Below are 22417 nucleotides of genomic sequence, written 5' to 3' on the forward strand. Positions count from 1 at the left end.
TAGTATCAAAAAAAGAACATTCCTCTGTACATAAAGCAGCAGAATTCCTAGCCCTGGATATTGAAAAAATATCAGGAAAGAAACCATTAATTGTACCTAAAGCAAATAGCGGAAAAACATCCATCCGCCTAACAACTTATGGTGTAGGAAATATTCCAAAATCATTAAATGCAACAACATTAGAAGGTAAATGGGAAGCGTATAAAATAAAAACAGTAGGTAATACCATTTGGCTGATGGGATCAAATTATCGAGGAACAGCCTTTGCCACCTATGCTTTGTGTGAACGATTAGGAATTGACCCTCTATACATATGGTCGGGATATAAACCTGAGAAACATGAGAATCTTACTATGAAAGCTGTTGATATTTCTGTCAACGAACCGACCTTCAAATATCGTGGTATGTATCACGATGATAAAGATTTAATCCCTAGACCAATTGATAGCATAGGCTATATTGCTGAAGACCCCATCGTAGCAGCGATTAATAAAGAGAGCCACATCCAAAAACTAGAACCCGGTTACCCAGAGCAATGCGGAGAAGTTGGAATGGAATGGTGGGAACGTTTTTTTGAAACAGCACTTCGCTTACGCATGAATCAAGTTGCTCCTTATGTGCGTGAACCGCGCTCATTTGAGGTCAACAAAATGGCGAGTGATTGGGGTTTATTTTTCAGCTCTCATCATTACGATATGCTATTATCTAATCCATGGGGTTACGAACGATTTGGCTTAGCTAAAGAGCGTGGTGTTGAAGGACCTTATAACTGGAATACGAATAAAGAAGGGATGATTAAATTTTGGGAAGCTGGTGTTATAGAAAATAAAAGTCTTGAATGTATCTGGCCAGTTGGACTTCGAGGAACAGACGATGTAGGGATGCTTTTCCCGGAAGGAACACCAATAAATGAAAAAGGAAAAATTCTTTCTGATATTATTGAGACACAGGTAGCCTTAACAAAAGAACACCTCCCTAAAAATGCAGACCCTATATTTCATTTTACACTGTACCACGAAGTTCAAGAATATTATGAAGCAAATCAAATGCAAATTCCCGAAGATGTCATTCTTGTTTGGAGTGACGATGGAGATGGTAAAATGAGAGCGTTGCCAAAAAACATCAAAAATAATAAGCATGGAGTATATTACCATCTTGCTTTTCATGGGGTGTCCGAAAAACAAACAGTACATACCGTTAAACCATCTCTAATAGAAGAACAGTTTCGTAAAATTGTGAAATCGGGTGCAACGGAATATATGATGCTCAATATATCGGAGCAGCGAGAATTTGTAATGGGAACTCGTTTTATAGCAGATATATGCTGGGATGCAAAAACAGCATTTGAAAAACCAGATGCAGCTAATCGATTTGTGAATTGGTGGAGTAATGAGTACTTTGGAAAAGATGCAGCTGCAGATGCGGTAAAGACCTACAATAACTATTATGATATTTTGCACAGTTACGATCAAATATTTCAGGGAGCATTGGCTTTAGATTACGCACTTTACTGGCAGAAATTCCGTATGTATGGCGATCTTTTTGTCCGCAATCATTATAATAAAGATTGGTTAAATACCATGACTAAAAGGGTTGCAAAATACGATAACGTTTTTAAAATTGCTAATCGTGCTATGGAAAACATGGACGAGCAGGAAGCTCAGTTTTTCTTCGAAAACGCTATGTATGGTATGTTAATAGACTATCGTGGATCTCAAGCGGCATTAGCTATGAATAAAGCCCTATATTCTTGTTGGAACTGTAGACCTGAAGAAAGGGAGTACGCAAGAGAAGCTATGAGGTACTTATTAAAATTACAAGAAGAAACCAAACGTATGGAACGCCCACCCTTTGAAAATTGGTACATGGATACTTTTATGAGAGGACGTTATTGTCTTACGAGTGTCAATTACACCTATCTTAGACTAAAAGAATGGATGAATCAATTAGGAATAGACTATACGCAAACAGAGAATTAGTATTATAAATATGAGTAGTTTTTGTTTAAAACATCTAGACTAGTTAAAAACTATTAGAAACGAACTATTCTAAAAAAACTAATAATAAATTTAGCTATTCAGTAGATACTACTAAGTTTGTAAATGAGTGTAAAAAAAATAGACCACAGTTTAATAAGGTGTATTTCATAATACCAAATACCCTATAATCTTAAAGTTCCTACCATGAGATGACAAAAATTGTTAAAACATAAAATATTATAGCTTTTTTGAATTCAAATAACACAGAAATTAAAAATGGGATTATTGACCATTTGGAGTTTAAGTTTAGTTTTATGATTGGCAGAAGAAACATTAAAAATAGAACTACTAAATCACAAAAAAAATATCGGATAAATCAGATTTTACAGAAGTTGTTACCTTTTTATTTGGAATGCTAGTCACAAGGTTTTATAAAGCCAATAAAATATTTGAGCAAAAATATAATCACAACTGAAAAACACAATTACAAAAAACTGAGTAAGCAAACAAATCTGAGATTATAAATTAATCTGAGATTTGTTTGCTTACTCAGTTTATGAGATACTTTTTTTTATACTCAAAAAGCACCAATTTATAAATTAATTTTCAGCATGTGTATCAATATCTCCACCTATATTATTTTCCTTATAACCTTCCATAATAACTTTAAAAGCATGTGCATAATTTGTTGGTAAACGTTTAGGAGCCTGAATAACCAAACCGCTTTCATTACGCACCCAACTCAGTTGTTCGTCACTACCTAAAAGTGTAATACTTTCTATTTTTGAATTTAAAACCCCTATTGAAGTAGATAACGATTTTACAACAATTTCTTTTTCCGGTGTGTCCATAACTATAATATAAAATTCTTTATCTGATTTTTTTGTAAATCTGATATCTGTGTTCTTATATTCAATTTTAAATTTTTCAACTTTATGTCCTCCTTCAGGTAAACGCGTTGGCCCTTCACCAAATATAGTCCAAGGTCGCGTGCCATAAATAGCGTCTCCATTAACGTTTAACCACGCCCCCATTTCAGTTAACAAATCTTTCATGACCTGCGGAATAGAGCCATCTGGGTTTGGTGGTACATTTAAAAGCATCAAACCATTTTTAGAAACAATGTCTACTAAAATATCAACTAACTCATTTGGTGTTTTAAATTCTGCACCCGGTCTATAAAACCAAGCACCTGGAGATGTATCAGTTAACCATGTTGATGTCTTTGGCTGATTTGGCCTCCCACGCTCATAATCTTTAATGGCTACCGTTTCTGTAAATGTAGATTCTTTATAAGACACCACAACCTCTTTATTCCATTCTAATCCTTTATTATAATAATAGGCTAAAAACTTTAATCTAGATTCTTCCGTCATGTTTTCTAACCACCAATCGAACCAAATAACATCTGGTTGATATACATCTATATATTCCTTAAGTTTAGCCCACCAATCCTTATAAAATTGAGCATCGGGCGTATCAGATTCTAAACTATGCGGATTTGTATATAAATCATAATCTTCTGGATCCACACCTCCATATTGATGCGCTGGTGCAAAATATTTCCATGTAAATGCATGATGAAAAGAACCTATAAATTTAAGCCCTTTCCCTTCTATTTCTTTTTTTAACTCTGCCGACGGATCAATGCCTCCATAATTCATAGAATTCCATCTTGTAGCTTTACTATCCCACATGGCAAAATTATCATGGTGCATAGCCACCGGACCGGCAAATTTAGCTCCAGATTTAGCAAACAAATCTGCCCACTCTTTAGCATTAAAAGCCGTTGGCTTAAATTCCTCAATAATATGTTTATATCCAAAAATGGCAGGATCTCCATATTTTTCTAAATGATGTGTATAATTAGAAGTCGGTTTCCCATTTTTATTTGGTACTTTTACACCATCTTCATACATCTTCATACCATGCCATCCTGCGTAAAACGTATCAGGATTCGTACCTTCGAAAGCTGCAGATACCGGACCCCAATGAGCATAAATTCCAAATTTAGCATCTTGAAACCAATCCGGAGCAGCATTAACATGAGCTATAGATTCCCAACTTTCTTCATATTTGTTGATTTTCTCAGCTTGTTTAACAGCGTTTTGACCATAAGTTTGTGTCAATCCAAGTAGTAATCCTAAGGATAATTTTAATGTTTTCATTTTTAATATTTTTCACACGAACTTGAGGACGATTCGTTGGTTATATATTTAAGTTTTGACCTCAAACTAAGTCATAGTATTATTTAGAAACTTATATTTTAGTTTTTACACCACTTTCTCTAGTTTCATTGTATAAATTGAATAATAGATCAACCTTTGCCTTATATTTCGAGTTATTAATCAAATTTTGTTTTTCATGTTCTTCAATATTTTCATTTAAATTAAAGAGTGCCATAGGTGTTCGTGTTAAATCAGACTTATCTTTTTTATCAAAGTTTATAATCAGTTTCCAACCATCTTTTATGATAATGCCTTCTTTTCCTGTTCCAGATTGTGCTATTAAATACGGATGTACTTTATTATTGTTTTCACCTAAAAGAATAGGCAATAAATTAGCTGAATCTATACCTTGATTTTCTGCTAATTTTTGATTGGTTAGTCCTGCTAAAGTGCCTAAAATATCTAATCCTAAAACAGGTGTTTTTGAGAGAGATTGACTTTTAATCTTTCCTGGCCATGAAGCTATAAATGGAACTCTGTGTCCACCTTCGTAGGGTTGGTTTTTTCCGCCTCTATAAATATCGTTAGATTGATGTCCGGACTTTATCGTTTCTTTTCTTAATAGTCCGCCATTGTCTGAAGTGAATATGATGATTGTATTATCATAAATCCCTTTCTCTTTTAAAGTCTGCACTAACATTTCCATTTGAACATCTAATTCTTTTACCATATCTAAATGGTGGGAAGGTGTCGAACCTGAAATAGTTTTTCCATTCAATGTTTTAGAAGGTGAATGTGGTAAATGCACGGCAAGTGCACAGTAATACATAAAGAAAGGTTGATTAGCTTTACTATTTTTAATAAAATTTACAGCCTTATTTACAAGAAGTGGTCCCATATTATGTGGGTCCCAATACGTATCTCCTAAACCTTCATCTTTATCTAATTTCACACCTATTTTAGTCATATTTTCCTGAGAAATATATCCTATTTCAGATTTCGGATTTAATGGCATCCAGCTTTCATTCTCATAGACCACATAGGGTACATTTTGAATTCCTGAAGGAAATGTAATGCTATAATCAAATCCATTATCCTTTGGTCCTTTTCCTGCAATTTTACGTACATCAACATCTAATTCAACCTTTTTTCGTGGTGATCTATAAATTTGAGTAGAATCATCTTTTTTAAGAAAATCCATTCCAAAACCCCATTTACCAAAAAAGGCGGTGCTATATCCGGCATTCTTCATAAGCTTACCAAGAGTTAACTGGCTAGGTTCTATTGGAGAAGGTTGATAAGCCCCCCATACTCCCCAAGGTGCATAACTTCTGTAACAATTATTTCCTGTCATTAATGCATAACGAGATGGTGCACATAATGCAGCTGGAGAATGTGCATCTGTAAATACTATACCTTCTTTTGCTAATGCATCTAACGCTGGTGTCTTTAAAACGGTATCGTCTGAATTCATATTCCGGTAATAGGATATATCACCTACACCAATATCGTCTGCTAAAATAACAATCACATTTGGTTTTTGCTGGGCAAACATGTTTAAAGCCATGCCCAAAACTATGCTGAATAGAAACCGTTTTTTCATTTGAAATGTATTACTCTTTTATTTATTTATTTATTTAATACTGAAAACCTACTCTATTTCCCATGTTCTTACCCATTCATATTGTGTAGTTCGCTGCTCCCATGTACCATGCACAACCAAACCACCATCTTCTGGAACAGGATTCCAATCGTAAGTTTCAATAGCCATTTGAATGAATGCAGGCATATCCCATTCTATAGTAGGATTTAAGGTATAAGCATATTTACCATCTAGATAAAAAAGGATTTCTGTTGGTGATTTCCACCATGCACCATACACATAAAAGGCTTCATGATTTTTAGTATTTGGTCGAATCTGTTTCTGAACACGTTTACTTTCGGGATTACAAGTCGTGGTACGATGAATTGCATTAGAATGGAATATTTGATCCCATTCTTTAGCCCAGTCTTCAGTTTTATCAGTGATTCTTCCTACACACTCCTGAATATCTAATTCCTGTTTTTTCTCGCAATCATATTTAGTCATTAACCAAAATGTAGATGACATAACCGTTTGATTTGCCTTCATTTTTGCTTCGAAATAACATCCTACTTTACCAGGAAATAAGGAACGAACAATTCCTCCTTGATATATAAATGTTTTTCCTTTTGAATTCACCGGTTGTTCTAATTTACCCACCGTTACATTTAGTTTTCCATCTTTAAGAGTTACATTTTCTGATTTAAATAGTCCGGGTGGTCGTCCGTCCCAATTCCAATCATTTCCAACGGGTTCACTTTGCCATTTTGATGTATCTAAATTATTCCCCTCAAATTCATCTGATAAGTTTTCAACTAAAACCCATTCTTTTCCATCAGAAATTTCAGGAAGCTGACTAAACGCGACGTTATATATTAAAAATATGAAGATGCTAATTTTTTTCATTGTTATGAGTTTTGTTAAATATTTACATCAATACAGTTCAATTTCGGATAAAAATCTATTTATAAGGGAAGGTTAATCCAAAAGTTAAAAAATGATATATGTGTTGTATTCTTATATTTTTCAAATGTAAATCTGTTACCACTATAAAAGAATAACGTATGTTTTAGAAACTAGAACGGATGTTTTTAAAGCATTCCAGACAACCATTCTAGCAAAAAATCAAGACTTATCTATACACAAATCTTGTCTCCTAAATAAGATAAAACAAAAGACTAAAAATTAAAACTGAAGCACTATCGACTAGCTTTAGTCCTACATTAATGAAAAACTCTATTAATTAAATTTTGAAATAAGTATAGCGTCAGTTTTACCTCGCCATCGGATATAGATACATCCATTTGGGCTTATGATACTATCGCTGAATATTCTCCAGTTAATTTATTAATTCTATAACCTATTAAGAGCGTCTATTATCTTAATATAATGAAAGATTTTTATAAAAAAAGCGTGTTCTTGAAGATTCAAAAACACGCTTAAAAATTATTAATTGACTTTGAGCTATTCCGGTTTAAGGACGCTCTTCTTTAACAAGAATTGAAAAGTCATCAAAATAAACTGTAGCATCGGTAGTGTTGTCTGCATTAGACAAAACTCTTAAATAGAATTTAGACAACGGTATTGTACTATTGTATTCAGCAGTTACAGTAACCCATTCACCTATTGGGTGTTCAAAGTTATTCCATAATTGCCAGCCCCAATTTTGGATTAAAAATAGATTTATTTGTGAAGGTGGTGCAATTCCAGTAGCTCCTTCAGCAATAAACATTTTATAACTTACAACATACGTTTTATCGCCTTCGAAAATTAAAGGTTGACTAAACACAGCTTCTGCCGATACGTTAGCTTGTCCAGAAGCGATTTCAAGTTTTAAGCTATAGTCGCCACTAGCGGCTTGATCTGTAGAGTAAGAAACTATTCCTTGGTTGTCAAAATAGTTTGTCCATGTGCCGTCGTTTGCATCTAAATTTGAAATATTATCTGGTACTAAATTAGTTGTATCCATAATAACTGGAATATCGCTAAACATGCTAGCTGTTCTTGTATCGGTAGACAAAATTTCTGTTCCTATATAAGAGACTGTAATAACATCTGGGCGATAAATAGGGTCTACTAATTTTAGATTGAGTTTCGTACCATCGTTTTCGTCTATAGTTACTGAAGCCACAGGAAATTGAATGTCGTTTACCATAACCGTGAAAAACTGCTCTTGATTAGTAAACGGAGCAAATTCGCCATTATAAGTAACAACAATAGTTTCATCTTCACGCTCATAAATATCACCGTTTATTTCAAAAGGTTTGCTAGAAGGAATTACTTTTATAGGTGCAGGTATTCTATATACGTCACCATCTGATGGAATGTTCTCTCCAGACCTATTAGAGTTAATACTACCTCTAAAGTTTCCTAATTTATTAAATTGAATATTCGCTATAGAGTCGTTAGAAGTTGCATAATTAGTTTCTGTTTCTAAATCAAATATGCTCCAACTTCTTCCTGTTGGTTCTCCAATAGTAGTAACATCTATGAACTCTAAAAATTCGCCTGCTTCTACATATATTGTATCGGTAGACTTATGATTAACAACTTGGTCGTTTTGTTTTACTATAATTTCTGGAATAATCGTATCATAAACTTTTACTCTAAATGTCGTATCGATTACCCATTTATTATCAATCCATTCCGATCCAAGAAAATAATTATCTACACCATCGTTACCTCTAAAGGTTACCGAATCTTTAAATGTGTTATAAAGTCTAACCCACTTAGTTCCTGATTCTTGAAAATATAAGTTAATGGTTTTTTCTTTAGATGATTGTGCTCCAGGGTGTATTATTTTTGATTCGTAGTCGGTATCATTCCTTTCTATTGGTCCTTCTAAGATCGAAATACCCGTGTCAAGAGTCCATTCATGGTCTATAGCACCTTGCGAAAGGTCACTAAATGTCATAAAATCGTAAATGTTTAACTGTAACTCTTTAGCTTGTCCTTTACTAGTATAAAAACCAACGTCGGACAGTTCTGTTGGTGCATCATACATATCATCGCTTTGGCATCCAACCAAAGCTCCGAAAAGTAATATGATACCTAAGTATAATTTATTTCTCATTTTGTTATATTTTAAAATTTTGAGTCTTATTTGTATAATTCAGGGTTAGTTATTAACTCACTATTAGGTAGTGGCCAATATGCGTGTTCTGATTCGATGTAATTTTGAGATGCTTCTTGAAATTCGTTCCAGTTTGGATCTACAAGTGGATCATCTGTAGGCAGTTCTTTTAAAATTGTTCCCCATCTCGTAATTTTAGTACCATCAGGCATAATTACTTCATAATTATCTGCTGTATAGCGTCTTTGTGCTAATTCTTGAAAACGGCTCTTTTTAATGCCCCAACGATTTAAATCGATGTTTCTATTACCGTCACCTTCAGCTGATAGTTCTAAAGGATACTCTTTAAATCTTAAATGATGCATTAACGTCTCTGCTGTATATGAGATGTTATCGTGATCGCTAGAAGGATATTCTCCTGTGCCATTAGCACCTAACAACTGTACTGCAGAACGGTGTCTAACCTTATTAATATAAAGCAAAGCTTCTTCTACATCACCTAATTCTATCATGCACTCGGCATATTGTAAATAAACTTCTGCAAGTCTAATTAAACGCTCGTTAATGGCCGATCTCACTTTACCTGGAGAAATAAGATCTTCATTTTTTTCTCCCAAATCCCAATTGGTATGTTTTCTCCAGTAGCCTGTCATTTTTACATTAAAGTTTGTAGCCTGTCCAGGTGTATCAAAACCGTAATAGCCTAAATCTGGATCGTCTACTAAAGCAATAGACCACGATGTTCTTAAACTAAATTTTCTAAACTTTTCGTTTCCTTCTTCATCAATCACTTTGTTTCTATTGTCTGAATAATCTAGTTTTTCATTTCTGTATTCTAATATTAACCAGTTTGCTGCAACGGCGTTTCTCCAACCTTGGACACCGGTGAATTTTTTATTGTAAGAACCTGTATTGGCAACATCACGACTATCCCAAGGACCTAATTCGTTTTTATAATCCATAGAATAACTTACTTCTAAAATAGATTCGCTATTAAACTCATCTAAAGTCGTAAAGTTACTACCAATATTAGGTGTTAAACTATAACCGAAATCGTTAATCACACTTTTAAAATAGGTAGCTGCTTCATCGAATTCTCCGTTGTATAAATGGGTTTGTCCCATTAAAGCCACTGCTGCTCCTGCTGTAACACGACCTAAATCTTTGCCTTCCCATTTAACAGGTAAATTTTCGGCTGCAAATTTTAGATCTTCCATGTAAAAAGCTCTTACACTCGCTGCATCTTGGATAGGTTGATAAAAATCAGCTTCATCTTCTGGAACTTCACTAAAAATAGGTATGTTACCCTCGTTAAAACTGTGGTAAAGAATAAAGTAATTGTGACCTCTTAATAAACGAGCTTGCGCTAATATTAATTTGGCTGCTTCCTCGTCTTCTTCCTTATCAAAAGTTCCTAACAATTTTTGGGTAGCATTAATAACCTGATTTGCGGCAAATATGGTTTTATAGTTCTGTGCCCATTTATTGTTAAGTTCTGGGGCGGCATTATTGAATGTTTGCTGGTAATATACATTACTGTTGGTAGGGCGCTGATAGCCACTTCCCCAAGCTAAATCAGATCGAAGTAATTCATCAACTAATATTATATTATTGGCACTACTCCAATGTTTATAAAGAGCTGTTAACCCAAGATCTACATCGTCTAAGGTTTCCCAAAAAATATCTGTAGAAATATTATTGGGATTTGTTTGATCTAAATAATCGTCAGAACAACTACTAAAAGTCAAGAATATGACTAATGTTGTTACTATTTGTGAGAAATATATTTTTTTCATTTGCTGTATCTTGTTTTTAATTAAAAATCAAATTGTACACCTAACATGGTTAGTCTCGTAACAGGGTAGGTCCCTTTATCGATACCTCTTGTACTTAGTCCGTTGTTACCCACTTCAGGGTCATACCCGTCATAATCTGTAATTGTAAGTGGGTTTTGAGCAGAAAGGTAGATTCTGAATTTAGAAATACCCATCTTTTGAGTTGTTTCCTTAGGAATTGTATATCCTAAAGCAATATTTCTTAATCTTACAAAAGACCCGTCTTGTAACCACAGGTCTGTTGCACCTCTTAAGTTATCGTGTACTGCATTCCTAAAAACTGGAATATGAGACGTTTCATTTTGTGGCGACCATTGGTAAACTAAGTCTCTATGAGTATTACTTTTATAAGCTAAAGCTTTGTTACCATTTATAATTTCGCTACCATAAGATGCATACCATTGCATAGAAAAATCGAAATTCGCATAGAAAGCATTAAAGTTGAAACCCATTTCGAATTCTGGTGTTCCACTACCTGCGTATTGTCTATCTTCTAAATTTATTTCACCATCACCTACATCTGGTATTCCATCTCCATTTGTATCTATAGTTAAGGCATCTATGTAACGTAAATCTCCTATTTTAGCTGTTGGCACAATTTCTTGGTAAGCCGCTAGTTCATCGTCGTTGCTAATAATACCATCTGTTTGCCATAAGAAAAAGGCTCCTGCTTCGTAACCTTCCGCAAGAGCAGACACTTTATCAGAGTCATTGGTATGACCTGAAACGGTACTATCGTTAAAATATAATAATTTATTAGTACCACTCATTTTGGTAATCTCATTTATATTTCTTGAATAGGTGATATTGGCATCCCAAGAAAATTTACCAGCAGATTTATATCCTAAAGCTAATTCAAGACCTTGATTAGTCATATCTCCAACATTTAAAATAACATCACCTCCTTGACCTGCACCAGCTGTTGGCGGGAGTAAAACCGGGAATAACATGTCCTTCTTATCTGTATTGTACACATCGGCACTTAAAGTAAGTTTGTTACGAAAAAAGCCCATATCTACTCCAAAGTTTGTCGATACTGAGGTTTCCCATTTTACATTCTTATTAGCAAAATCTTCTTGTATAGCTCCTAGGGCTAGATTTTGATCTCCGTCTAATCCAAAAACATAATCTCTATCTAAAACAATATTTGCGGTATAGCTATAATCTGGTATACCTTGGTTACCTGTTGTACCTTGACTAGCTCTTATTTTGAAAGACGTAAATGTCTTTTTTATTGGCTCCCAGAAGTTTTCGTCTGATACTACCCAACCCGCAGAAAAGGAAGGAAATACGCCCCAGTGTTCTTGTTGAAATCTAGACGATCCGTCGCGACGTACACTAGCACTTAAAATATATTTTCCCTTATAATTGTACTGTGCTCTGGCTAGCATACCAATTAAAGTGCTTTCTCTATCTTGGGTCCATTGATTCGTACCCGATCCAGCATTTGGATCTGAAGTTGCTCCGTTTAAAACGGTAATATCATTATTTAATATGTCGTATTTTTCACCAAAAAATTCAGAATAAGAGTACTTTTCTAACGAGTATACACCCGTTAAGTTAATTGAATGGTTTCCGAATGTCTTTTTGTAGTTTAGAATGTTTTCCCAAGTATTTTTCTTAGTTAAAGTACTTAAGTTTTTAATTTTAGAACGTTGGTTAGACACTTCATTACCATCTAAATCGTATGCTAAAAATTGCGGATTAATAGTTATTCTAGTTCCGTTATTAAAACTTCCAGAGTAACGTGTAGTTAGATTTAAATTTTTAGCTAAACTATAAGTAGCACTTATATACCCATCAAAATAGTTGTTTTCTAGATTGTCTTGTTGTATTAACTTATAACCTAAAGTAGACATTTGTGCTGCTGCATTTCCGTCTCCGGCATCAGCTACAAGTTCTGCATCTGGATCTACTTCAGGACGTAAAGGATTATATGATATGGCATCAGATAAAAGGCCCCAAGGTGCAAATTCTTGATGTTCTACTCGAAAAGAAATCCCTGTATCAATTTTTAATTTTCCTTTGGTGTATTGGGTATTCGACCTCACGTTTAATCGATCGAAGCTTGAATTGATTATCGAACCTTCCTGATCGTAATAATTGGCACTAACATTATAGGCCAAATCTTCTTTTCCACCGGCTACTCGAACACTGTAGTTTTGAGTTAAAGCAAAATCGTTAAGCACCACTTCCATTAAATCGGTATCTCTAGTGATAGCGTTTGGGTTTTGTTCTACTTCAGTCCAAGTGTTTCCATAATAAGTATCTTGTAATGCAGCTCCTGTTAAAAATTTAGTATACAAATACTCTTCACGATTTAATAAAGGTGTTCCTGAAGTAATACTTTGAATACCAGAATACCCTTCTACATTTACTTGCATAAGTCCTTTTTTGGCTTTCTTAGTAGTAATTAAAATTACACCTGCCGCACCTCTAGTACCATAAATTGCAGCAGAAGCCGCATCTTTTAAAACGTCTATGGTTTCAACTTCACTAACACTTAGTTTAGGATCGCCTTCAAAAGGAATCCCATCTACCACATATAGTGGTCTGTTATTTCCAAATACAGAGGTTAATCCCCTAATTTGGATATTAGCTTCAGCACCTGGTTCTCCAGAACTAGCCTGTACATTAACTCCAGCAATTTGCCCTTGTAACGCCGAAGCGACATCGGCTGTGGCCGATTTTGATAGTTCTTCGTTGTCTACTTGTGCTACAGCACCAGTAATTTCCTTTTTCTTTTGTTGACCATAACCAACAACCACAACTTCATCTAATACCGAAGTATCTGTTTCTAAAGTTACATTTATGGTTGTTTTACTACCAACAGCGATTGTTTGTGTTTTGTAACCTAAATTACTAAAAGTTAGTTTTTGATTATTAGAGACATCCAACTGATAATTTCCATCGAAATCAGTTACCGTTCCGGTACTGGTTCCTTTCACAAAAACATTAACACCTGGTACTGGAATTTGGTCACTATCTTTAACCGTTCCTGTTATCGGTTTCGTGTTTTGCGAATGCATCGTTAAAAAGCTAATCATACATAAGAATGTAATGAGGCTAACTTTTACGCTTTGATTAAAATTTAATTTCATTAGCATAGTTTTAAATTTAACATATTAATATCGCTGTAAATGTTAAATAATTTAACGTTTGTTAGAGAGACATATGTTTTATTTGTTAGCTTATATGGTTTATTTATGTAATGTTACGGCAGTGTCTATAGGAAAACTAAAAAACAACAGGTTAAAATAAGATTAATTTAATAATTATACATATTATTAAAGAATATTACAAATGTCGTGTCTGATTGTGAAGTATTATTTATTTGTAAATTGTACAACAAATGCTTAAATCATCTACCTACAAAAACTATTTTTCGGTTATAATGGTGGTATTAAAAGGTATAATAATTTAACTTTTTTCACTTGTTAAAATCAATACTTTTAGTCTGTATCAAGTCTTTATACATATGTTGGAATGTATATTAAATTATATTATCTCGTCCGCCTTCAAATTTCAACAATCATATTTTTTTAAATACTTTAAACCATCAACCGATTCGCAACTTGCAGATTAGAGCATTCTCAAACATGTAATGTCTTATATTCTGTTATTAATTTTGGTGTCTTCCTTATACTTAATTACAGAGTATGATGATATAATTTACTTGAGCAACTAAAAACCGGATTAACTTAGAAAGCAAGGTGATTTCTGAAATGTATTCCTTAAAAAAATACTATCTGTATGTTTTTCTACGTCTTAGGTCTAGTTATATTTCAAGTATAACTAGCCTTCGTAAGAATGATGAATCGGATACTGTAGCAATAGATAAATAAACTATTCGAGAAGTTTCAACTAAGAGCCACCTAGATAGTAACACACCTCATTATATATATGGGCCAAGAAAATAAATAATACTCGACTTTATAACAACCTTCTAAGAAGACTTTACCTGAAAGAGAATTGGAAATATGGCTAAAAACTTTAATCTAATCTATAAAGCAACAAGGAATGTTAACCAATCATGATAAAACTTGCAAAAAATCAAATTTATTACATCTATATATAGTTCTATAAAACAGTCGTTTATTAAAAGAGCACATAGATTTAGTGAATACCTCTAAAATACATAAAGCACAAAAAAAATCATTTGAGGCATACTAAAACACATAAGTTTTAACAGCTTTATTAAAAAACAGTCAACTTTGTTAAAGAAAAAATACAAAGTGTAATTTGTAAGAATTAGTATTAAAATTAAAAGAATAAATCTTTATCAGAAACCTTTTTAGCATGTACAGTAGCTCTAAATAAGCACCACACAAATTTGCTTTTATAATAGTAACTTCAATATAAAATAAAGTTAAATGAAATTTTTCATGAGTAGTTAATTAGATTAGTTTGTTTTTTTTATTTGGTTAATAGAGGTGGGTTTTTACCACCTCTATTTATTAATAAGATTACGAATATAAATAGTATTGTGTTTGTACAGATAAACTAGACAAAAAACATATGTCATAGTATCTAAATCATTTGCTGATTATTTTTAACAACCTAGTATCTACCTTTGAAATTGGTTAAATTAAATACTAATATAGAATTTGAAGCCATTTTATACCCCTTAAATTCAAAGCGGTTATAGATAATTACAAGATGTTTTTACTGTTAAATACTAATTAATTATGAATATAAAAACTATTCAAAATCAACTCATGTGTTTTGCAATCGTAGCACTAGTATTGTGCTCTGGACTTTACGCACAAGAACGAGAGCAAGATTTTAATTTCGAATGGAAATTTACCTTACTAGATGATAATAAAATTCCAAATACCTTGCCTTTAAACGATTCTAAATGGCGTGATGTTAGATTACCACACGATTGGAGTGTCGAAGCATCTTTTAGTGATAAATGGGATGGCGCAACAGGCTATCTTCCGGGTGGCGTTGGTGTATATCAAAAACATTTTAAAACTAGTAAGAGTCCTGACCATGGAAAAACTTACATTTTGTTCGACGGGGTATATAATAATGCGACCTTTTGGTTAAATGGTAAGGAACTCGGTAAAAATCCTTATGGGTATTCTCCGGTATATTTCGATTTGACAGATAAATTAAAAACCGATGGCACGGATAATATTATTACCGTTCACGTCGATCATTCACGTTATGTAGATAGCCGGTGGTATACAGGAAGTGGTATATATAGAAATGTAAAACTCATTACTACAGATTATGTACATATCCCAATTTGGGGAACCTTTGTTACCACTCCTGAAGTATCTTCAAACCAAGCATTAGTAAATATTGAAACATCAATAAAGAATGACTACGGAAAAACTAAAAACGTCACTTTAAAAACCGAAATCTTTAATGGACAAGGGAAACGTATTGCTGTTACTGCATCCGACCTAAAAATAGCTTCAAAAAAAACTACAAAAGTATCACAAAGCATTAGCGTTTTAAATCCCTTACTTTGGGAGCCAGACAATCCTAATATGTATAAGACGGTTTCTTCATTACTAATTAAAAATAAAGTAGTTGAGACTTACGAAACACCTTTCGGGATACGAGATATTGTGTTTAAGGCTAAAGAAGGTTTTTTCTTAAATGGAAAATCTACCTTTATGAAAGGGGTTTGTTTACATCATGATGCTGGTTTAGTTGGTAGTGCTGTGCCTAAAGGTGTATGGAGAAGACGTTTACAACTTTTAAAAGACGGAGGCGTGAATGCTATTCGCACATCGCATAACCCTTTTTCTCAAGAGTTTTTAGACCTCTGCGACGAAATGGGCTTTTTAGTACAAAATGAAATTTTTGATGAATTTGACTATCCAAAAGATAAACGTCAAAATTATCATGACAGACATGACGATTATATCTCCCGTGGCTATACCGAACATTTTCAAAAATGGGGACAAAGCGATTTAACACGCACTATTTTAAGAGATCGAAATCATCCGAGTGTTGTACAATGGAGTATCGGAAACGAAATAGAATGGACGTATCTAAATTACCGATATAGTACAGGTTTTTGGAAAAACCCCGACAACCCGCAGGATGCTGGAGATTTTTGGGGTAATATCCCAATGTATTCTCCTGAAGAATTAAAAAAACGCTATGAAGCCTCAAAAAAAGGTGACTATATACTTGCCGAAACTGCTGAGCGTTTAAACGGTTGGGTAAAAAATTTAGATACTACACGCCCAACGACAGCCAATTTAATTATTCCGCAAATTAGTCATGTTAGCGGGTATGCCGATGCAGTAGATTTAGTAGGGTATAGTTATAGAAATATTGAAATTCCGTGGGCACAAACACATTTTCCAAGTAAACAGGTTACTATTAATGAATGTCCAGGCACTTGGGACGATTGGAAACAAGTATTGGAGTATCCAGGAGTATTTAGTATGTTTATGTGGACAGGAATCGATTATTTAGGCGAAAGTTACGAACGCTGGCCAGGCAGAAGGCCTTGGGGTGACATGTTAGATTTAGCAGGGTTTAAACTGCAAGGTTTTAATTATTTTAAAAGTATTTGGAAAGATGAAAGCCATTTATCAATAGGAACCTTACCCATTGCAGAATCTGGATTTACCATTGATTCTTTATCTGGGTTTGCTATTCCCGAAAAAAAATCATCTTATAAATGGCGAGATTCTAATATGCATTGGAATTATAAGGAGAACGATACCATTTTAGTTGAAGTATGTAGCAATTACGCAACTGTAGAGTTATTATTAAACGGAAAATCTTTAGGTTATCGAAGCATGTCTGAATCTCCAGATCGTTTAATGCGTTGGGCAATTCCTTTTCAACCTGGTAAATTAGAAGCACGTGCTGTTTTGGGAAATGAAAAACAACAGGCAGCACTGCAAACCACCTCCAAACCAGAGCGTCTAGTATTAAAAACTGATAAAACTAAACTTAAAGCAGATGCTTACGATGTAGCGCACCTAGTCGTTCAATTAGAAGACGAAAATGGATTACCTGTAAAAACAGAAAATTCCAATGTTGAATTTACCATAGAAGGCAGTGCAAAACTTCTAGGAGTAGATAGTGCTAATTTTAATAAGCATCAAGATTTTCAGTCGAATACAATTGAAACTTTTAAAGGGCGTGCGTTAGCAATAATACAGTCTACTAAAACATCAGGAACAGTTACCATTACCGCTAAAGCTGATGGTTTTGCGAGTCAAAGCATTGAATTAACTATTAAGTAAAATCATATTGAATGTTCGTAACCCGTCACAATATTTTTTTTTGATATTACGCCAAGACCGATATAATTTTAGAGATAGAACAATTACTTATAATAAATTGAACCTTATGGAGAATAGAACTAAAATAGGAAAATATCTGTTGTTATCTGTTTTACTATGCTTTTACAACCTAAGCGTATTGTCACAAATCAACTCTGTAATCGAAAAGACAAAGTCCAAAGATTGGGAGCCACTTTTAGATGCAAGTTTGTCTAAATGGGATGTTTGGACCGGTGTTCCAGAACCTGGTGTTTTAGGACTACCTGCCAATTATAATGTGCCAAACCAGGGAAAACCTACAGAACCAATTGGTTTGGGCGATCCTATGGGAATTTATAAGGTCGCTGTTAAAAACGGAGAACCAATTTTAAATATTGAAGCTCATGTATATGCCGGTTTAACATCAAAAAAAGATTATGCCAATTACCATCTTACTGCTTTAGTGAAATTTGGCGATAAAAAGTATCCACCCCGATTAAATCAAAAAAGAGATAATGGTATTCTGTATCACTGTTATGGGGAACATGGCGCATTTTGGAAGGTTTGGAAACGCTGCTTAGAGATGCAAGTTCAAGAAACCGATATGGGCGATTTATATCTGTTAGCAGGAACCGATGCTAAGGCACGGGTAGATGACACCAACCATTGGACCAAGGACGGAACACGTTTTTCTAAAAATGCCAAACGATCGGAAGATTTTGAAAATCCACATGGCGAATGGACACGCATTGATTTATATGTTGTAGGCGATTCGGCAATTCATGTTGTAAATGGTCAAGTCGTTATGGCTTTGGAAGATGCCAAAGATCATAAAGGAAGAGCATTAACTTCTGGACAAATTCAAATTCAGTCGGAAGCAGCCGATTGTTTTTATAAAGATTTAAATATACGACCTATTAGCAAATTTCCGAAAAAAGTTAGAAAAGCAGCAGGCTTTTAAATCTGTATAACAAAACACCGTAAGATATGACTTTTAGAACGTAAATAAATTGTTATTCCATTACAAAATATAATATGTTATATAAATTTAAAGTGCTTAGCGCTGCAGTTAGATTGTCTTTTCACCTTAAATATTAGTGCTCAAGAAGTCGATTTTTCTTTAGAAGGTATTGAAGAAAGTTGCAACGCAAGTGTTCAAATTTGGTATCATGGAGAACAAAGCTACACTCGGAGCAACACTGCCCTCAAGAGGCTGTAATAACTTTAAAACAAATAAAATACTTATACACCATGAGAATTTCAATTTTATCATTTTGTTTCGCAATTTTAATAACGCCATTCAGTTTTTGTCAAACTCAGGTTTTAAAAGGTTCAAAACTTAATAAACCTGTGGAAATTGTGCAATGGGAAGTTATTGATTTGGTGTATACAGCGAAAGATAACATCATAGCCCCTTTTCAAGTTGAAGCCTATGCCGTAGTCACAGATGAAAATGGAACTCAAAATATTCCGCTTTTTTATAATGGAAATAACCAATGGGTTTTTCGATATTCCAGTACAACGATTGGCCAGAAGACATTTGAAATTAAATCGGAAGTAAAAGGTTTACATGGTAATAAAGGAAACTTTAAAATTACTGAAAATAAAAAAGAAAACCGTCATGGAGGCATTGTATTGCACGATGATAATCCGCAGCGTTTTTTCTATGAAGATGGATCTCATTATTTTAATCTTGCCTTCGAATGTGATTGGTTATTTGCCTTAGATTACGGTAAACAAGACTTAGCTAAAACAAAGCATTTGTTATCAGTTTTAAGCGATAATAATTTTAACCAAGTGGTTATGAATGTATATTCACACGATGTATCTTGGCCTAAAGACGAACGATTAAAAAAACACCCAGAGCACGAATACGGTGGTCGTCAAGATATATTTCCGTTCTTAGGATCTAATGCAAATCCTGATTTTTCAAGCCTAAATATCGAGTTTTTCAAACATTTTGATAGGGTGATTTCGGAAATGCACGACCAGGAAATTGTAAGCCATTTAATGATTTATGTATGGAATAAATTAGTGAACTGGCCAGATATGGAATCGAAAGCCGATAATTTGTATTACGATTATGTTATTAAACGTTACCAGGGTTTTCCGAATATTGTTTGGGATGTTTCTAAAGAGGCTTTGTATTATGGCAGAGCTACAGAGGAATATATTTCAGAACGTATTTCCCGAGCTCGAAAACTCGACGCTTACAACCGATTAATCTCGGTGCATGATTATGGCTTTTGTAAAAAGCACCCTTCTGAAGTCGATTTTATCTCTATGCAAAATTGGGCACATGATATTTACACTCCAATGACGCAAGCGCGAAACAATTTTCCGAATAAACCTATTTTCAACATCGAACATGGTGGTTATGAAGAGTCGCCTTATGTTGTGTTTCCAGGAGCTTATGTAGATGCCGAGGCTTGTTTACGCCGAAATTACATGTGTTTGTTCGCTGGCGGATATACCACTTATTATTGGCAAGGAGCCTCATGGAATGTTGTCATTCACAATCCCTATGAGACACCAAACGATTTTAAAAAACCGCATTTTGAATATTTTGAACATATGAGCAAATTAATGAATATTGTTAATTTCGAAAACTGTATGCCTATGCCCCATTACAACCGATCAGGTTATAATTTAACCAATAAAAAAGATGGCATAATATTAATGTATGCACCAAAAGAAAATAATTGGGTCAGTGCCAACCCAGCTGTAGAAGGAGAATTTAATTATAGTGAAGCCACGATGCAATGGTTTAATACCTTGACAGGCGCCCTTACTAAAGAAGAAAAATATAATAAAAATGATTTTAGGTTTTGGGATCAACGTCCTTGGCGTCACGAAGCCGATGCTATTTTAATTGTTAAAAATTTAAAGCAAAAAAAAGAGAGAAATTAAACTAATAATAGAATATAAATTGTGGTACTTAGCTTGTGTATTCTATGTTATGTAAGATTTACCCGCCAAAAAGTTCTTATTACCCCACTATAGTCTGAAAAGTCCCTCCTATTGTTCAATTATTAAAAAAAAAGAATAGTTGAACAATGGATTTTAAACCCTAATTAAAACTAACAAAACCCTTTTAAAACAATTTATAAGTTAAATATTAGTAAAACAAAAAAAACAGTTTTAATTAAGATATCTTAATGGCAGTATCTCATAAACTGTGTAAGTTTTAAAATCTCAGGTTAAATATTAATCTGAGATTTTTTTATTCATTAATTTTAACTTTTACACACTTATGAAACCAGAAGATTTATTAAACGAAGACTTTTTAAAACAATTCAAGAATGCACCAGAGCTAACATCCTTTTTAGAACAGTTGCACAAACGTGGTATTGAGAAGTTACTAGAAGGGGAACTAGATGCCCATTTAGACTACGATAAGCACAAAAAAAGTAAAGCAGCCAACCTTCGAAATGGTTACACTAAAAAGAAATTAAAATCCGTTTTAGGAGAAACAGAGATTCAAGTTCCTCGAGACCGTGATAGTTCTTTTAATCCTTTAATTGTAAAGAAAAGAGAAAGTACAACAGAAGGCATCGAAAATATTATTATATCGCTTTATGCCAAAGGCATGAGTAACAGTGATATTGAAGAACAAATACGTGAGCTGTACGATTTTAATATTTCTACATCCACTATTTCAAGGATTACAGATAAGATTACAGAAGATGTTATTGCTTGGCGGAACAGGCCTTTGGAGGCCACTTACCTAATTGTTTGGATGGATGGCATCGTATTTAAAGTTAGGGAAAACTCTAAAGTCATAAACAAGACTATTTATATTGCAGTAGGCCTGAGAACAGATGGCAAAAAGGAAGTCCTAGGATTATGGTTAGGTAAAAATGAATCTTCAGCCTTTTGGATGAGTGTTTTAACCGATATTAAAGCTCGAGGAACTCAAGATATACTTATCACAGCTACCGATAATTTAAATGGATTTACGGATACTATTAAAACTATTTTTCCGAAATCAACGACTCAAATTTGTGTTGTGCATCAAATAAGAAATTCGTGTCGTTACGTGGTCTGGAAGGACAAAAAGGAATTTACTCGTGACATGAAGCAAATCTATACTGCTCCTACAAAAGAAGCTGCCAAAGCTGCTTTAAATGACTTCAAAACTAAATGGGATTCTAAATATTCTTACGCCATTAAAAGTTGGGAAAATAATTGGGATGAGCTTACAGTATTCTTTGATTTTCCTATTGAAATAAGAACCATAATCTACACCACAAATCTTATAGAAAACCTAAATGGAAAGATACGGAAATACACAAAAAACAAACTCTCGTTTCCAACCGATGAAGCAGTTATGAAATCCGTGTTTTTAGCTTTGAGAGAAAGCACTAAAAAATGGACCATGCCAATCAGAAATTGGGGAGTGATACTAAATCAATTTTTAGCTATATTTGAAAACAGGATTAAGTTATAAATAACCTAACCCTGAAATTTTGAACTTACACACTTTTTAGGATAGTATCATCTTAATTAAAACTGGTTATAAAAAAGTATAAAATT

General features: G+C 33.8%; 11 protein-coding genes. 5 read left to right on the plus strand and 6 right to left on the minus strand.

The window, feature by feature from the left end; all coding sequences use genetic code 11:
- Positions 1-353 precede the first annotated feature (353 nt).
- Entirely contained in the window at positions 354-1979 is a 1626-nt protein-coding gene (locus BN863_RS10660) for a glycosyl hydrolase 115 family protein (RefSeq protein ID WP_262486731.1), read from the plus strand.
- Positions 1980-2578: 599 nt separating this feature from the next.
- Here the strand turns inward: BN863_RS10660 and BN863_RS10665 are convergent.
- The 6 genes from BN863_RS10665 to BN863_RS10690 form a co-directional block, all read right to left on the minus strand.
- A complete protein-coding gene (locus BN863_RS10665) occupies positions 2579-4147 on the minus strand; it encodes an alpha-L-fucosidase (RefSeq protein WP_038530374.1) in 1569 nt (522 codons plus the stop codon).
- Between the two features lie 91 nt (positions 4148-4238).
- Positions 4239-5750, minus strand: coding sequence for a sulfatase family protein (locus BN863_RS10670; RefSeq protein WP_038530377.1), 1512 nt, complete (start codon positions 5748-5750; stop codon positions 4239-4241).
- Between the two features lie 48 nt (positions 5751-5798).
- Complete coding sequence (locus BN863_RS10675; protein ID WP_193363880.1) at positions 5799-6635, minus strand: LamG domain-containing protein; 837 nt, start codon at positions 6633-6635, stop codon at positions 5799-5801.
- Between the two features lie 568 nt (positions 6636-7203).
- Positions 7204-8802 (minus strand): hypothetical protein, encoded by a 1599-nt coding sequence (locus BN863_RS10680; RefSeq protein WP_051774698.1) that lies wholly within the window; start codon positions 8800-8802, stop codon positions 7204-7206.
- A gap of 26 nt (positions 8803-8828) precedes the next feature.
- Entirely contained in the window at positions 8829-10598 is a 1770-nt protein-coding gene (locus tag BN863_RS10685) for a RagB/SusD family nutrient uptake outer membrane protein (RefSeq protein ID WP_038530382.1), read from the minus strand.
- Positions 10599-10618: 20 nt separating this feature from the next.
- Positions 10619-13738, minus strand: coding sequence for a SusC/RagA family TonB-linked outer membrane protein (locus BN863_RS10690; RefSeq protein WP_242404019.1), 3120 nt, complete (start codon positions 13736-13738; stop codon positions 10619-10621).
- Between the two features lie 1587 nt (positions 13739-15325).
- On the opposite strand from BN863_RS10690, the gene BN863_RS10695 reads away from it, so the two are divergent.
- From BN863_RS10695 to BN863_RS10710, 4 genes are all read left to right on the plus strand, one after another.
- Positions 15326-17863 (plus strand): glycoside hydrolase family 2 TIM barrel-domain containing protein, encoded by a 2538-nt coding sequence (locus BN863_RS10695; protein ID WP_084817521.1) that lies wholly within the window; start codon positions 15326-15328, stop codon positions 17861-17863.
- Between the two features lie 106 nt (positions 17864-17969).
- On the plus strand, positions 17970-18842 hold the full coding sequence (locus BN863_RS10700; protein ID WP_084817522.1) for a 3-keto-disaccharide hydrolase: 873 nt from the start codon (positions 17970-17972) through the stop codon (positions 18840-18842).
- Positions 18843-19132: 290 nt separating this feature from the next.
- Positions 19133-20791, plus strand: coding sequence for an apiosidase-like domain-containing protein (locus BN863_RS10705; RefSeq protein WP_038530389.1), 1659 nt, complete (start codon positions 19133-19135; stop codon positions 20789-20791).
- 343 nt (positions 20792-21134) lie between these two features.
- A complete protein-coding gene (locus BN863_RS10710) occupies positions 21135-22331 on the plus strand; it encodes an IS256 family transposase (RefSeq protein WP_038527458.1) in 1197 nt (398 codons plus the stop codon).
- The last annotated feature ends 86 nt before the right edge of the window (positions 22332-22417 follow it).

This window comes from Formosa agariphila KMM 3901 (genome assembly GCF_000723205.1).
Lineage (GTDB): Bacteria > Bacteroidota > Bacteroidia > Flavobacteriales > Flavobacteriaceae > Formosa > Formosa agariphila.

Bases quoted from the DNA above. Each gene is read 5' to 3' on its own strand.
- BN863_RS10710 (WP_038527458.1), top strand. From the start codon at position 21,135: ATGAAACCAGAAGATTTATTAAACGAAGACTTTTTAAAACAATTCAAG.
- BN863_RS10685 (WP_038530382.1), bottom strand. From the start codon at position 10,598: ATGAAAAAAATATATTTCTCACAAATAGTAACAACATTAGTCATATTC.
- BN863_RS10695 (WP_084817521.1), top strand. From the start codon at position 15,326: ATGAATATAAAAACTATTCAAAATCAACTCATGTGTTTTGCAATCGTA.
- BN863_RS10665 (WP_038530374.1), bottom strand. From the start codon at position 4,147: ATGAAAACATTAAAATTATCCTTAGGATTACTACTTGGATTGACACAA.
- BN863_RS10675 (WP_193363880.1), bottom strand. From the start codon at position 6,635: ATGAAAAAAATTAGCATCTTCATATTTTTAATATATAACGTCGCGTTT.
- BN863_RS10670 (WP_038530377.1), bottom strand. From the start codon at position 5,750: ATGAAAAAACGGTTTCTATTCAGCATAGTTTTGGGCATGGCTTTAAAC.
- BN863_RS10705 (WP_038530389.1), top strand. From the start codon at position 19,133: ATGAGAATTTCAATTTTATCATTTTGTTTCGCAATTTTAATAACGCCA.
- BN863_RS10660 (WP_262486731.1), top strand. From the start codon at position 354: ATGAAAGCTGTTGATATTTCTGTCAACGAACCGACCTTCAAATATCGT.
- BN863_RS10690 (WP_242404019.1), bottom strand. From the start codon at position 13,738: ATGAAATTAAATTTTAATCAAAGCGTAAAAGTTAGCCTCATTACATTC.
- BN863_RS10680 (WP_051774698.1), bottom strand. From the start codon at position 8,802: ATGAGAAATAAATTATACTTAGGTATCATATTACTTTTCGGAGCTTTG.
- BN863_RS10700 (WP_084817522.1), top strand. From the start codon at position 17,970: ATGGAGAATAGAACTAAAATAGGAAAATATCTGTTGTTATCTGTTTTA.